At 72.6% G+C, this 13,417-nt stretch carries 12 protein-coding genes; 9 read left to right on the top strand and 3 right to left on the bottom strand.

Features of this window, described 5'->3' with window-relative positions; translation table 11 throughout:
• Nucleotides 1-24: 24 nt before the first annotated feature.
• Nucleotides 25-675 carry a response regulator gene (locus ACFFRH_RS33310; protein WP_386161370.1) on the bottom strand — a complete coding sequence of 217 codons (651 nt, stop codon included), beginning with the start codon at nucleotides 673-675 and terminating at the stop codon, nucleotides 25-27.
• A 155-nt stretch (nucleotides 676-830) separates the two neighbouring features.
• Here ACFFRH_RS33310 and ACFFRH_RS33305 point away from each other — a divergent pair, with 155 nt between their 5' ends.
• The 4 genes from ACFFRH_RS33305 (at nucleotide 831) to ACFFRH_RS33290 (ending at nucleotide 5,589) form a co-directional block, all read left to right on the top strand.
• Nucleotides 831-1,607, top strand: a complete 777-nt coding sequence (locus tag ACFFRH_RS33305) for an ABC transporter ATP-binding protein (protein WP_386161368.1) — start codon at nucleotides 831-833, stop codon at nucleotides 1,605-1,607.
• Complete coding sequence (locus ACFFRH_RS33300) at nucleotides 1,604-3,652, top strand: FtsX-like permease family protein (RefSeq protein WP_386161366.1); 2,049 nt, start codon at nucleotides 1,604-1,606, stop codon at nucleotides 3,650-3,652. The genes ACFFRH_RS33305 and ACFFRH_RS33300 overlap by 4 nt, the downstream gene beginning before the upstream one ends.
• Nucleotides 3,653-3,889: 237 nt before the next feature.
• On the top strand, nucleotides 3,890-4,408 hold the full coding sequence (locus ACFFRH_RS33295; protein WP_386161364.1) for an RNA polymerase sigma factor: 519 nt from the start codon (nucleotides 3,890-3,892) through the stop codon (nucleotides 4,406-4,408).
• Nucleotides 4,405-5,589 carry a hypothetical protein gene (locus tag ACFFRH_RS33290; protein ID WP_386161362.1) on the top strand — a complete coding sequence of 395 codons (1,185 nt, stop codon included), beginning with the start codon at nucleotides 4,405-4,407 and terminating at the stop codon, nucleotides 5,587-5,589. The genes ACFFRH_RS33295 and ACFFRH_RS33290 overlap by 4 nt, the downstream gene beginning before the upstream one ends.
• An 80-nt stretch (nucleotides 5,590-5,669) precedes the next feature.
• On the opposite strand, the gene ACFFRH_RS33285 is transcribed toward ACFFRH_RS33290, so the two are convergent.
• Complete coding sequence (locus tag ACFFRH_RS33285; RefSeq protein WP_386161360.1) at nucleotides 5,670-6,689, bottom strand: LLM class F420-dependent oxidoreductase; 1,020 nt, start codon at nucleotides 6,687-6,689, stop codon at nucleotides 5,670-5,672.
• A gap of 111 nt (nucleotides 6,690-6,800) precedes the next feature.
• Here ACFFRH_RS33285 and ACFFRH_RS33280 point away from each other — a divergent pair, with 111 nt between their 5' ends.
• Nucleotides 6,801-8,294: a sulfatase family protein gene (locus ACFFRH_RS33280; RefSeq protein ID WP_344750170.1), complete on the top strand. Its 1,494-nt coding sequence runs from the start codon at nucleotides 6,801-6,803 to the stop codon at nucleotides 8,292-8,294.
• Here ACFFRH_RS33280 and ACFFRH_RS33275 read toward each other — a convergent pair.
• Nucleotides 8,223-8,978, bottom strand: coding sequence for a FadR/GntR family transcriptional regulator (locus tag ACFFRH_RS33275; RefSeq protein WP_344750171.1), 756 nt, complete (start codon nucleotides 8,976-8,978; stop codon nucleotides 8,223-8,225). The genes ACFFRH_RS33280 and ACFFRH_RS33275 overlap by 72 nt on opposite strands.
• Before the next feature lie 70 nt (nucleotides 8,979-9,048).
• On the opposite strand from ACFFRH_RS33275, the gene ACFFRH_RS33270 reads away from it, so the two are divergent.
• From ACFFRH_RS33270 to ACFFRH_RS33255, 4 genes are all read left to right on the top strand, one after another.
• Nucleotides 9,049-9,960, top strand: a complete 912-nt coding sequence (locus ACFFRH_RS33270) for a (Fe-S)-binding protein (protein WP_344750172.1) — start codon at nucleotides 9,049-9,051, stop codon at nucleotides 9,958-9,960.
• Nucleotides 9,957-11,363, top strand: a complete 1,407-nt coding sequence (locus ACFFRH_RS33265) for a lactate utilization protein B (protein WP_344750173.1) — start codon at nucleotides 9,957-9,959, stop codon at nucleotides 11,361-11,363. The genes ACFFRH_RS33270 and ACFFRH_RS33265 overlap by 4 nt, the downstream gene beginning before the upstream one ends.
• Entirely contained in the window at nucleotides 11,360-12,055 is a 696-nt protein-coding gene (locus tag ACFFRH_RS33260) for a LutC/YkgG family protein (RefSeq protein ID WP_386161358.1), read from the top strand. The genes ACFFRH_RS33265 and ACFFRH_RS33260 overlap by 4 nt, the downstream gene beginning before the upstream one ends.
• Before the next feature lie 556 nt (nucleotides 12,056-12,611).
• On the top strand, nucleotides 12,612-13,154 hold the full coding sequence (locus ACFFRH_RS33255; RefSeq protein ID WP_386161357.1) for a GNAT family N-acetyltransferase: 543 nt from the start codon (nucleotides 12,612-12,614) through the stop codon (nucleotides 13,152-13,154).
• Nucleotides 13,155-13,417: the final 263 nt, after the last annotated feature.

Below are 13,417 nucleotides of genomic sequence, written 5' to 3'. Positions count from 1 at the left end.
CAAACGCCCCGCTCAGCTGACGGCTCAGCTGACGATTCCGGACTCCCACGCCCACGCGGCGGTCTCCACCCGGTTCCTGGCACCCAGCTTCGTGTGGATGCTCCCCAGGTGCGTCTTCACGGTCGACAGCGAGACGAACAGCTCGGCGGCCACCTCCTGGTTGGTCCGCCCCCTCGCCACCAGGCGTACGACGTCCAGCTCGCGCTCGGTGAGGGGCTCGCTGGGCGGCCGGACGGCGCCGGTCCGGGGGTGGGAGAGGTGTTCGAGCAGGCGTACCGTCACCGACGGCGACACCAGCGCGTCCCCGGCCGCCGCGGCCCGGATCGCCTCGATGAGCAGCGTCGGCCCGCTGTCCTTGAGCAGGAAACCGGTCGCCCCGGCGCGCAGCGCCCCGTAGACGTACTCGTCGAGGTCGAAGGTGGTGACGATGACCACCTTCATCGGGTCCTGCACCCCCGGTCCCGCGAGGATGCGGGTGGCCTCCAGACCGTCCAGCTTGGGCATCCGGATGTCGAGCAGGCACACGTCCGGCCGCAGCCTCCGCGCCAGCTCGACGGCCTCGGCCCCGTTGGCGGCGGTCGCCAGGACCTCCATGTCCTCCTGGGCGTCCAGAATCATCTGGAACCCGGTGCGTACCAGTTCCTGGTCGTCGGCGATGAGCACCCGAATCGTCACCTGATGGATTGTGCCAGCACACGGGCGGTTCCGGATCGGGCATCCGGCCGATGTGCCGGTGAACGACGGCGAATCGTCCTTTCGGCCGATCCCGCCGGGGGGCGTGGAGACGATCGGTCGATCTGCCGCCGTTCCCCACGCGGGAAAGTGCTCGCATGAATGTTGTCCTTGAGGGATCCGGGCTGGTCAAGCGCTTCGGAACGACCGTGGCGCTGGGCGGTGTCGGGCTGGCGATCCACGCGGGCGAGGCCGTGGCGATCATGGGCCCGAGCGGGTCGGGAAAATCGACGCTGTTGCACTGCCTGGCCGGGATCATGAAGCCGGACGCGGGTGAGGTGCACCTGCTCGGCGAACGCGTCGACACGCTGGGGGAGCGGAAGCGCAGCGCCCTGCGCCGCACGCGGTTCGGCTTCGTGTTCCAGTTCGGCCAGCTCCTGCCGGAACTTCCCGCCGACGAGAACGTCGCGCTGCCGCTCATGCTCGGCGACGTTTCCCGGGCCGACGCCGTGCGGCAGGCGCGGGAGTGGTTCGGCCCGCTCGGTCTGGGCGGGATGGAGGGGCGGCGCCCCGGGGAGCTCTCCGGTGGCCAGGCGCAGCGGGTGGCGATCGCCCGCGCGCTGGTCACCCGCCCCGCGGTCGTCTTCGCCGACGAGCCGACGGGGGCGCTCGACCAGAACACCGGCCACGACACGATGCGCCTGCTGACCGGCGCCACCCGGCACAACGGGGCGTCGCTGGTCGTCGTCACCCACGATTCCCAGGTGGCCCGCTGGTGCGACCGCGTGGTCGAGGTACGCGACGGCCACCTGCTGCCCGGTCTGCCTGGCCCGCCTGGCCTGCCCGGTCCCGGCGCCCGGGATCCGTACGAGGACATCGGGGAGCGGGACGGCGCCGAGGCGGCGACCCGGACGTTTCCCGGGATGAGCCGGTGAGCGGGCCGCTCGGCCTGAGCTGGCGGCTGCTGCGCGGCGGGGGCCGCCGCGGCCTGCTGGGGGCGGGGCTGACCGTGGCGGCGGTGGCGGTCTCCACCGCGCTGCTGCTCTTCGCCGTCGTGGCCAACCTCGGCTTCCAGGACAGGGCGGGCCGGGAGGCGTGGCGCAACCCGGTACCGGCCGCGAGCGGGGCCATGGCGATCCAGGCCGTCCGCACGGACTACGTGCGCGACCGGTGGATCACGGTCGTGGACCTCGCCGCGCTCGGGCCGCAGGCACCCCCGCCGCCCGGCCTGGACCGCTTCCCCGCCCCCGGGGAGGTCTGGTTGTCCCCGGGGATGGCCGAGCTCGCCGGCGAGCTCCCGGCCGCGCAGCTCGCCGCCCGCTTCCCGGGAAGGCGCGGCGGGACGATCGGCGACGAGGCGCTCGTGTACCCGGGAGAGCTGGTCGTGGTGCGCGGGCAGACGGCGGACTCACCCGTGATGAGGGCCACCTCGTCGGACGACTCGCGCGGCGGCGCCGTGCCGACCAGGATCTCCGGCTTCACGGGGAAGACGACCGAGGACGCGGTGGGCTACAGCGCGCTCGGGCTGATCGCGAGCGTGCTCATGGTCGTACCGCTGCTGGTGTTCGGCGGCGCGGCGGCCCGCCTGACCGTGGCCCGCCGGGACCAGCGCCTGGCCGCGCTCCGGCTGGTCGGCGCCTCTCCCGGTCAGGTGGTCGCCATGACCGTCTACGAAGCGGTGATCACCGCGTTCGGCGGCGCGGTGCTGGGAACGGCGCTGTACGGGCTGCTCACCCCGCTGCTGGCCCGGATCGAGATCAGGGGAGGTCCCTGGTTCCTCGCCGACGTGTGGCCGGGGGTGCTTCCCACGCTCGCCGTGCTGGTGGCCGTACCGCTGCTCGTCGGGGTGTCGGCCGTGGTCGGCCTGCGCCGCGTGGTGGTGAGCCCGCTCGGCGTCGCCAAGCGGGAGACCCCTCCGGCGATGCGCTTCCTCCGGGTGGTCGCGCTGCTCGCGGCCCTGGCGGCGGTTCCCCTGCTCGGCCGCGGCGTCGAGGTGGGGGTGATCGCCGCGGCCATCGGCGGCGCCTTCCTGTGCGTCAACCTCGCCGGTCCGTGGGTGGTCGCGCTGATCGGCCGGATCACCACCCGCGTGGCCCGGAGCCCCGCCCGGCTGCTGGCCGGGCGCCGGTTGACCGACGACCCCAGGTCCGCCTGGCGGACGGTGAGCGGCGTGGCCCTGACGGGGTTCGTGGCCGGGTTCATCGGTCTTCTCGCCCCGGGCGACGTCGTGTTCGACGGCGCGCGGGCGGAGCTGCGCCTGGCCGTTCCCTCCGCGCGGGCGGCCGAGGTCACCGCCGAGGTGCGCGAGCGCCTGGCCGCGGCGGACGTCCGGGCGGCGGTCGGCCTGGTGGCGAAGGGCGGGCGAGGGCGGGAGGACGGCACCGGCGGCGAGGATGGCGGTGGCGGTGACAGGGTGATCACCATCTCCGTGGGCCGCACCGGCACCGCCGCCCCTGGCTCCGGCTCGGGCTCCGGTTCGGAGGAGCCGGTGGACGTGGCGGCCGTCGATCGGGCGCGCACCGCCCTGGAGGGGCTGGTGCCCGGACACGGGGCGACCTCGGCCGCCGACGACGACCGGCTCTCCGCCCAGATCCTCGACGACGTCGGCACCGGCACGGTCATCGTCCTCGCGGTCTCGTTCCTGGTGGCGATCGCCGGCGCCGGGATCACCGCCGCTTCCTCGGTGCTCGACCGCAGGCAGACCTACGCGCTGCTCCGCCTGGCCGGTACGCCGCTGGAGGTCCTGGACGCGGCCCGCCGGGCGGAGACCCTCATACCGCTGACGGTCATGGGAGGCGGCACCATCGCGGCCGGTGTCTTCTGCGCCCTGCCCTTCGCCGCCGTCGCGATGAACGTCACGGGCGCGATCATCCTGCTGGTCTGCGTCGCGCTCGGATTCGCCGGGGTGATCGGCGCGGGAGCGGCGAGTGCTCCGCTCCTGCGTTCCGTCACCGCCAACCCGGCTCCCCGGCCGGACTGAGAACCGGTACGACGGCCCGGAGCGGGACGCGCCGTACCGGGTGACGGGGGTGAGGGGGCGGGGCGACCGGATCGAGCGGGTGAGGGGGGAGCGGACCGGCCGGGGCGGGTGGGATGGGGTGGAGAGGGCGTGGAGAAGGCACGCACCGGTCGAGGCGGGTGGGTGGGGAAACGGGGCGGCGGATAACTTTTCTCTTCCCGGCCGGTGATCGGGGGGCCGGGAAAGGCACTCCTTGGTGTGGATGATCCAGAAGCGCGATTCACCGCGCTGTACGACCGGCACTATCGCAGCGTGCTCGGCTACACGCTGCTGCGCGCGGAGCGGCAGGCGGCCGAGGACATCGCGAGCGAGACGTTCCTGATCGCCTGGCGGCAGCTGGAGGAGCTGCCGGAGCCGCCGCTGCCCTGGCTGCTCGGCGTCGCCCGGAACCTGCTGCGCGGGCAGCGGCGTTCCGGGCTGCGACGGCGGGCACTGGTGGAACGGCTGGCGGAGCTGTCCTCGGAGGGCGACGTGACCGAGCGGGTCGCCGAGCAGGTCGCCGAGCGCGAGGCGGCCCTCGCGGCGCTCGCCGGGCTGTCCGAGCCGGACGCCGAGGCGGTGATCCTGGCCAGCTGGTACGGGCTGGCTCCGGCCGACGCCGCCAAGCTCGCCGGCTGCTCCACCCGGGCCTTCACCGTCCGCCTGTATCGCGCCCGCCGCCGCCTGTCCCAGGCACTCGACCTCACCCCGGCCACCACCCTGCAGGAGCAGTCTTGAACGACGTCGACGAACGTGTCCGCGCGCTGCGCCCGGACGCACTCACCGAGGACGCCCACCGGCGGCGGCGCGAGGCCGACCTCGCCCGTGCCTTCGCGACGGCCGTGTCCCGGCCCGATCGCGCGTCCGGTCGCGCTTCCGATTCCGTGTCCTCCCGCGTGCCCCTCGACGCCTCCCGCCCCCTGTCCCGTCTCCGCCTCACCCCCGGGATCGTGCTGACCGGCGCCCTCGTCGGGCTGGCCGCCGCCGTGACGGTGCCCGCCGTCATGACGGGGACGGTCGGGCTGCGGGGGCCGGGCGGGGGCCGGACCGCGGCGACCGCCTCCCCGGACCCGGCCTCGGGCACCTCCCCGGTACGGCACCCCGAGGCCCAGGTGCCGCCCCCCGAGACCTCCGGCTCGCTCCCGGCCGCGACCCCCGGCACACCGGTGGTCACGCTCGACGCCCGGTCGTTCCTGCTGGCGGGCGCGGAGACGGCGGCGCGCGCGACCTCCCCGGAAGGCCGGTACTGGTTCGAGCGCACCAGGACCTTCGAACCCGTCGGGTCCGGCGCGACCGTCGCCCACACCGGCGAGTCCTGGTACGACGGCCGGGCCGGGCGGACCGTGTCCAACCAGGAGGTAAAAATCACTTTCGCGACCGAGGCCGCGAAGGCGGCATGGAGGGCGAAGGGGTCCCCGGCGCTGTGGCCGGGGCCGCGTACCGAGGACTTCTCCCGGCTCTCGCTGCGGTGGCGGGTCGGGAGCGAGACGCTGACCATGGACGAGGTGCGGGACCTGCCCGGTGACGCCGGGGAGCTGGAGCGGTGGCTCCGCTCGGCCCACCGGGACGGGCCGTTCCCGGCCTTCGTCTTCGACGCCGCGCGGTACCTGCTCGCCTCACCCGCGAGCCCGGCCACGCGTGCCGCGACGCTGCGCGTCCTCGCGGCCCAGCCCGGGATCGTCCTGGAGAAGGACGTCCTCGACCCGCTCAGGCGCACCGGCTTCGCCGTCACCACGGTCGAAGGCCACCGCACCCTGGTCGTCGACGAGTCGGGGTCGCGCCTGCTGGCCTTCGCCTACACGGGCCCGGACGAGAGACCCCGTACCGGCGACCGTTCCGTGCACCTCCCCTTCCGCAAGGGCCTCAAGATCGCGTACGAGGAGTCCGGCTGGGTGGGGAAGGTCGGCGTCCGGAGGTGACGTCAGCCCCGCCGCGCGGCGAGACCGGCGGGCGGCGGGGCGGTCCTCGCGCGAGGAGGAGCGGCGCCGCCCGGGACGGTTCAGCCCAGGACGAGGTCCCTGATGGTCTTCAGGGAGGCCTCGTCGCGGGGGCCCATGACCAGGAGGTTGCTCACCGGGCTCTCGCGCCACAGCTGCAGGCGCTCGCGGATGCGGCCCACCGGGCCGACCAGGGAGATGCCGTCGGCCAGCTCGTCGGGGATCGCGTTGAACGCCTCGTCCCTGCGTCCGGCCAGGTAGAGGGCCTGGATCTCCTCGGCGGCCTCGGCGTAGCCCATCCTGCCGATGATGTCGGCGTGGAAGTTGCGGCTCTTGGCCCCCATGCCGCCGATGTAGAGGGTGAGCATCATCTTCACCCCGTCCAGCGCAGCCCTGACGTCGTCGGTGATCACGGTCATCACCATCGCGGCGATGTCGAAGCCGGGACCGGCCCCGGCGAGCGAGGGGCCGTACATCCGCTCGATCTTCTCGGGGAACACGAACAGCGGCAGCCAGCCGTCGGCGATCTCGGCGGCGAGCGCGACGTTCTTCGGGCCCTCCGCGCCGAGGTAGAGGGGGATCTCGGCGCGCAGCGGGCGGGTGATCAGCTTCAGCGGCTTGCCGAGGTTCGCGCCTCCCGGGTAGGGGAGGGGGTAGTGCTCGCCGTCGCTCGTCACCGGCTCCTCGCGGCGCCACACCTTGCGCATGATCTCGACGTACTCGCGGGTGCGGGCGAGCGGTTTGGGGAACGGCGTCCCGTACCACCCCTCGACGACCTGGGGCCCCGACGCGCCGATGCCGAGCAGCAGCCGCCCGCCGGTGAGATGATCGAGCGTCATCGCGGTCATCGCGGTCGCCGCCGGGGTTCTCGCGGAGATCTGCACCACTGATGTGCCCAGTTTGATGCGGGACGTCCGCGCGCCGTACCAGGCCAGAGGGGTGAAGGCGTCGCTACCGTAGGCTTCCGCGGTCCACACGGACTCGTATCCCAGCCGTTCCGCGGTCTGGACGAGTTCGGTGGCGTCGTCGGCGTTCCGCTGCCAGTAGCCGAGGTTCAGGCCGAGCTTCAGGTCGGTGCTCACGGGGGTCTCCTCGCGACGTGACGCCGGACAGGCCCCGCAATTAGAACACGTTCTACATTGGTCGGTCGAGTGTGAGGTGTCGAAATTCGGTCTCCCGGGAAGCGTGCACTTGTGCTCAACGCCGCTCGCAAACTCCTCTCCCTGATGTCGCTCCTCGCCCTCGCCGCGATGGGAGCGATCCCGGCCGTGGCGCACGCGGAGGGACGGCCCAACATCGTGCTGGTCCTCGTCGACGATCTGGACGCGGGCGATCTACAGAAATTTCCCAACATCTGGAACCTGCTCGCCCGGCAGGGAACCGGCTTCGACAGGTTCTTCGTGCCCAACTCCTGGTGCTGTCCCTCGCGCGCGTCGATCATGCGGTGCCAGTACGTGCACAGCCACGGCGTGTTCACCAACACCGCCCCCGAGGGAGGTTTCACCAAGTACTACACATCAGGTCTGGAACGCTCCAATATCGCGACATGGATGAAGTCGGCCGGATATCGCACCGGACTGATGGGCAAATACCTCAACCACTATCCCGGCGGCACCACCTCCGCCACCCACGTGCCTCCGGGCTGGGACGAGTGGGACGTGCCGGTGCGCAGGCTGTACGAGGAGTACGGCTACACGCTCAACGAGAACGGCATGCTGCGTGACTACGGCTTCGCGCCGCAGGACTATCTGACCGACGTGCTCAGCGCGAAGGCCGGGGCGTTCGTCTCCCAGCCCAGCCGGGATCCGTTCTTCCTCTATCTCGCCCCGGTCGCCCCGCACAACCCGGCCAACTACGCCCCCCGCCACCAGGCCGCCTTCGCCGGGGTGGTGGCCCCGCGCACCCCGTCCTTCAACCAGCCCGACGTCAGCGCCGAGCCGCTCTGGCTCAGGTCGCTCCCGCCGCTCGACGCCACGAAGATCCGCAGAATCGACCGGCACTACCGGGACCGGCTCCGGGCGATGCTCGGCGTGGACGACATGGTGGGCGCCCTCGTCGAATCTCTCAGGGCCTCCGGCAAGCTGGATGAAACGTATATCTTTTTCGCTTCCGATAACGGGTTCCACCTGGGCCAGCACCGGCTCCCCCAGGGCAAGACCACGCCCTTCGACGAAGCGATCAAAGTGCCGCTGCTGGTCAGGGGGCCCGGCGTGCAGGCCGGACGCGTCGTCGGGGACATGGCCGCGAGCATCGACCTCGCCCCGACGTTCGCCCAGCTCGCCGGGGCCGCGCTCCCCGACTTCGCCGAGGGCCGCTCCCTGCTGCCGCTGCTGCGGGGCGAGACGCCGCCTTCGTGGCGCCAGAACGTGCTGCTGGAGTTCTACCGCCCGACCAGCCCGGACTCGGCCCGCCAGACCCCGGTCCCGGCGTACCAGGGGATGCGGACCGCCCAGCACACCTTCGTCCGCTACTCCACCGGCGAGTACCAGATCTACGACCTCGTCAGGGATCCCTACCAGCTCCGAAACCTCGCCGCGGAGACCCCGCTCCCCGTGATCGCCGAGTTCAACCGGCAGCTCGACGCCCTGGTCTCCTGCTCGGGCGCCACCTGCCGCTCAGCCGACTCGGTCAGGCCGCCCCTGCTGCCCTTCAAGCCCCTCATCGTCCTCAGCCCGTGGGGCACGTGAGATGCCGGGATAGGCCCGCCGCAGGTGGTCCTCGACGGCGGCCGAGGCCTCCGCCGCGTCCCCGGCGGCGATGGCCCGGTGGATCCGGCGGTGGTCGTCCATGAGCCCGGCCGTGCCGCCGAGGCGCTCGACCGCCTCGACCGCGTAGCGCCGGAGCGAGTCGCGCAGGGAGAGCATCATGGCGGTGGTCAGCCTGTTGCCCGACGCCTCGGCGATGGCCACGTGGAAGGCCGTGTCGTGCTCGACGAACTCCTCGGCCGTCGTCGTGGCGTCCATGCGCTCCAGCGCGGAGGTGAGGGCCGACAGGTCGGCCCCGTGGACGGCGGCGTGCGCGGCCGACCACTTCTCGATCATCAGCCGGGCGTCGACGACCTCCTCCAGTGACAGGTTCGACAGCCCGAGGTGGAGCCTCAGCAGGTCGCTCAGGGCCTCGGCGGGCCTGGAGATGAGGAAGGCTCCCGCGTCCGGACCTCGTCCGACCTGCGACGACACCACTCCCAGGGTCTCCAGCACCCGCATCGCCTCGCGTACCGACGACCGGCTCACCCGCAGCTGCTCGGCGAGCTGCCGTTCGCCGGGCAGGCGGTCGCCGACCCGGAGCCCGTCGCCCGCGATGCGCCGCTCGATCTGGGCGATCACGTCCTCGAACGCCCGGGTGCGCCGGACCGGTTGCCAACCGCTCAAGAGGGCCTCCTCTTGTGGGGAAATGTGGTCAGACCATACTGTGGTCTGACCATTGAAAGGAAGGAGTGCCGTGCGCGTCGCCCTCTTCATCACCTGCGTGAACGACACACTGTTTCCCGGCACCGGGCGGGCGGTCGTCACGCTGCTGCGCCGCCTCGGATGTGACGTCGAGTTCCCTCGGGCGCAGACCTGCTGCGGCCAGATGCACGTCAACACGGGATACCCCGAGGAGGGCAGGCGGCTCGCGCGCCACTTCGTGGACGTCTTCGCCGGGTACGACGCGGTCGTCGCGCCGTCGGGATCGTGTGCCGCGATGGTCCGCGAACAGTACCCGCGGCTCGCCCGCGCCTCCGCCTCTCGTACCTCAGCCCCTCGCGCCTCCGCCACCCGCGCCTCCGCCTCCGCCGCCCCCGTCATGGCCGGGTCCGGGGCCGCCGGGGGCCTGATCGCCGGGACCGCGGAGACCACGGGAACCACCGGGACCACCGGGACCAGCGGGATCGTCGAGGGCGTCGCGACGGAAGACGCGCCCGGGTCCTTCGCCGCCGAGGTGGCCGAGATGGTGCCCAAGGTCTACGACCTCTCCGAGTTCCTCGTCGACGTCCTCGGTGTCACCGACGTCGGCGCCTACTTCCCGCACAAGGTGACCTACCACCCGACCTGCCACTCGATGCGCATCCTCCGGGTGGGTGACCGGCCCACCCGGCTGCTGGAGCAGGTCAGGGGGCTGGAGCTGGTCCCGCTCCCCGGAGCCGACGAGTGCTGCGGCTTCGGCGGCACCTTCGCGGTGAAGAACCCGGCCATCTCCGCGGCCATGTGCGCCGACAAGGTGCACAACGTCGCGACCACCGGCGCCGAGGTGCTGTGCGCCGCCGACAACTCCTGCCTGATGCACATCGGCGGCACCCTGAAGCGCCAGCGCGCCGGCGTGCGGATCATGCACCTCGCCGAGATCCTCGCCGCCACGGAGGCCGCCCGGTGAGCGGCACGTTCCTGGGCATGCCCGCCTTCCCGGCGAACGCCGCGGCCGCCGTGCAGGACTCACAGCTCAGATACAACCTCCGCAAGGCCACCCACACGATCCGCGGCAGGCGGGCCTCCGTGGTCGGCGAGCTGCCCGACTGGGCCGAGCTCCGCCAGGCGGGCAAGGAGATCAAGGACCACACCCTGCGCAACCTGGAGCGCTACCTCCTCCGGATGGAGGAGGCCGTCACCGCGGCGGGTGGCCACGTCCACTGGGCGGCCGACGCCGAGGAGGCCAACAGGATCGTCGCCGGCCTGGTCAAGGCCACCGGCGAGACCAGCGTGGTCAAGGTCAAGTCGATGGCCACCCAGGAGATCGGCCTCAACGAGGCCCTCCTGGAGGAGGGCATCACGGCGTACGAGACCGACCTGGCCGAGCTGATCGTCCAGCTCGGGGACGACTGGCCCTCGCACATCCTGGTCCCGGCGATCCACCGCAACCGCTCGGAGATCCGCGAGATCTTCCAGGACAAGATGGCCGACTGGGGCCGCGCGGCGCCCGAGGATCTGAGCGACGAGCCCCGCGCCCTCGCCGAGGCCGCCAGGCTGCACCTGCGCGAGCGCTTCCTGGCGACCAAGGTCGCGATCTCCGGCGCCAACTTCATGATCGCCGAGACCGGCACGCTGGTGGTGCTGGAGTCCGAGGGCAACGGGCGGATGTGTCTCACCCTGCCCGAGACGCTGATCAGCGTGGTCGGCATCGAGAAGCTGCTGCCGAGCTGGCGGGACCTGGAGGTCTTCCTCCAGCTGCTGCCCAGGAGCTCCACCGGCGAGCGGATGAACCCCTACACCTCCACCTGGACCGGCGCGGTCGAGGGCCAGGAGTTCCACCTGGTGCTGCTCGACAACGGTCGCACGAACGTGCTGGCCGACGAGGTGGGCCGCCAGGCGCTGCGCTGCATCCGCTGCTCCGCCTGCCTCAACGTCTGCCCGGTCTACGAGCGCGCCGGAGGCCACGCGTACGGCTCGGTCTACCCGGGCCCGATCGGCGCGATCCTCACCCCGCAGTTGCGCGGGACCGCCTCGGAGCTGGACGCCTCGCTGCCGTACGCCTCGACCCTCTGTGGCGCCTGCTTCGACGCCTGCCCGGTCGCGATCGACATCCCCGAGGTCCTGGTCCACCTGCGCGGCAAGGTCCGTCACGCGCGTGCCGAGCGCATGGGCATGCGCGCCGCCGGTTGGGTGTTCAACCGTCCCTCGCGGCTGGCGCGCGCCCAGCGGCTCGGCGGGCGCCTGCGCAGGTTCGTTCCCGGGCGCCTGCCGGGGCCGCTGTCGGCCTGGACCGATACCCGCGATATTCCCGACATACCCGCCGAGTCCTTCCGTGACTGGTGGAACCGGACCGACGGAGGTGCCCGATGACCGCCGGAGCGGCCACCCCCGCGCCCGGCCCCGGGCGCTCGTCCGGCGCGGGTGCCTCCGCCGGTACGGGCGGCGTCTCCGGCGCGGGCAGCAGGGAGCGGATCCTGTCGAGGATCCGGTCCGCCGTGGCCGGAGCCCCCGACGTCGAGATCACCCGGGCCTACCGCACGTCACCGCCGGCCGATCCGGAGGGCGCGGTGGAGTTGCTCGCCGAGCGCGTGGCCGACTACCGGGCCGTCGTGCACGTGGTCGGGGAGGCCGAGGTGGCCGCGACGATAGCGGCGGCGCTGGCCCGCCGGGGTGCCACCCGGCTGGTCGTCCCCGACGGCCTGCCACCGGAGTGGGTGCCGGACGACCCGATCACCGACGACCCGCCGCTGAGCGCGGCCGAGCTGGACGGCGTGGACGGGGTCGTCACCGGGTGCGCGGTCGCCATCGCGGAGACCGGCACCATCGTGCTGGACGCCGGACCCGGGCAGGGGCGGCGGGCGCTGACCCTGGTCCCTGACTACCACCTGTGTGTCGTACGGGCCGGGCAGATCGTGACCGGTGTCCCCGAGGCCGTCGGCAGGCTCGACCCCTCCAGGCCGCTGACCTGGATCAGCGGCCCCTCCGCGACCAGCGACATCGAGCTGAACCGGGTGGAGGGCGTGCACGGCCCGCGCACGCTGGAGGTCGTCATCGTCCGCTGAGCCCAAGTGGGGTCCGGCCTGAGCCCAGCCGTCGTTGTCGTCCGCCGGGCCCAGGCCGAGCCCGGCGGCGCGGTTCCGCTCCACCGGACGCGGAGGCCCGGCGGGATGTGAAGGCCCGGCCGGATGTGGAAGCCGGGCCGGGTGCGGAAGTCCGGCCGCATGCGGAGGCCCGGCCGAGTGTGGAAGTCCGGTCGAGCGCGGGGCCCGGTCGGACGTGAAGGCCCGGCGGGATGTGGAAGCCGGGCCGGATGTGAAGGCCCGGCCGAGCGCGGAAGTCCGGCCCCATGCGGGAGACCGGCCGTTTGTGGGAGACCGGCCACGTGCTTTTAGCGGATGTGGTTTTCAGCCGTGCCCGACCGGGATGAGGCGAAGGTTTGGGCTTGCGCGGGCGGGGGCGCTGGGATGAGCCTGGGGCCACACATTTCCCGGCTTTCCCTGCATTCCCGGCAAGCTCCCCGGCTTCCCCGCTTCCCCGGCTTCCCCGCTTCCCCGGCTTCCCCGCTTCCCCGGCTTCCCCGCTTCCCCGGCTTCCCCGCTTCCCCGGCAAGGAGGGCGCGTGACCGCGTTCGCACCCGATCCGCCGATCCTGACCGGCCGACTCGTGATCCGTCCCTTCCACCCCGGTGACACCGCCCGCGTCCGCTCGGTGATCAAGGCGCGCGCCAGATTCCTGCCACCCGGCGCGCCCGGTCATCCCTCGGGCGTCTCGCAGTGGCTCTCCCATGGCGTACACGAGCTGCGCCGCTCCGGCCAGGGCGTGCACCTGGCCATGGAGGCCGAAGGGCTGGTCGTGGGGGCGATCAGCCTCTTCAGGACCCTCTGGGGTGCCGGGACCACCGAGGTCGGATACGGGGTGCACCCGCTGCACCGGGGCCGGGGCTACGCCACCGAGGCCCTGCTCGGCGTGGCGCGCTGGGTGTTCGAGACGACGGAGATGCGCAGGATCGAGCTCCGCGCCGACCTGGCCAACACGGCCTCCCTCCGGGTCGCGGAGAAGGCCGGTTTCGTCAGGGAGGGCGTGCTGCGCGCCGCCGAGCTGGGGGAGGACGGCCCACTCGACATCGTGGTGTTCGGTCTGCTGAGGAAGGACCTGTCCTGATCCACGCCGGATTTCCGCCTCACGGGCGTCGCGGCGGAAGACGTCCCTGGTCGGAAGGGGGGCGCGGGAGGGAGGGGGCACGCAGGGCGTGAGACACCGGCGTGGCCGTGCTGGACGTCTCCCGCGAGCCCGGCTACCGTGCCAGGGCGCGTGAGGTCCAAAGGACGCGTCAGGTGAAGGAGACGCGTCCGCCGTCGCCGCCCCGATTCTCATCTCCTGTCACACCCGCGAGAGAAAAGACAGAATTTACCGATCCGTTACCT

The organism is Streptosporangium vulgare, from assembly GCF_042428775.1.
Taxonomy (GTDB): Bacteria; Actinomycetota; Actinomycetes; order Streptosporangiales; family Streptosporangiaceae; genus Streptosporangium; species Streptosporangium vulgare.
The sequence above is the reverse complement of the archived record's forward strand: the minus strand, read 5'-3'. Positions and strand labels throughout refer to the sequence as shown.

Coding starts and splice junctions, on each gene's coding strand:
- ACFFRH_RS33260 (WP_386161358.1), top strand. CDS start 11,360: ATGACCGCCGGAGCGGCCACCCCCGCGCCCGGCCCCGGGCGCTCGTCC.
- ACFFRH_RS33305 (WP_386161368.1), top strand. CDS start 831: ATGAATGTTGTCCTTGAGGGATCCGGGCTGGTCAAGCGCTTCGGAACG.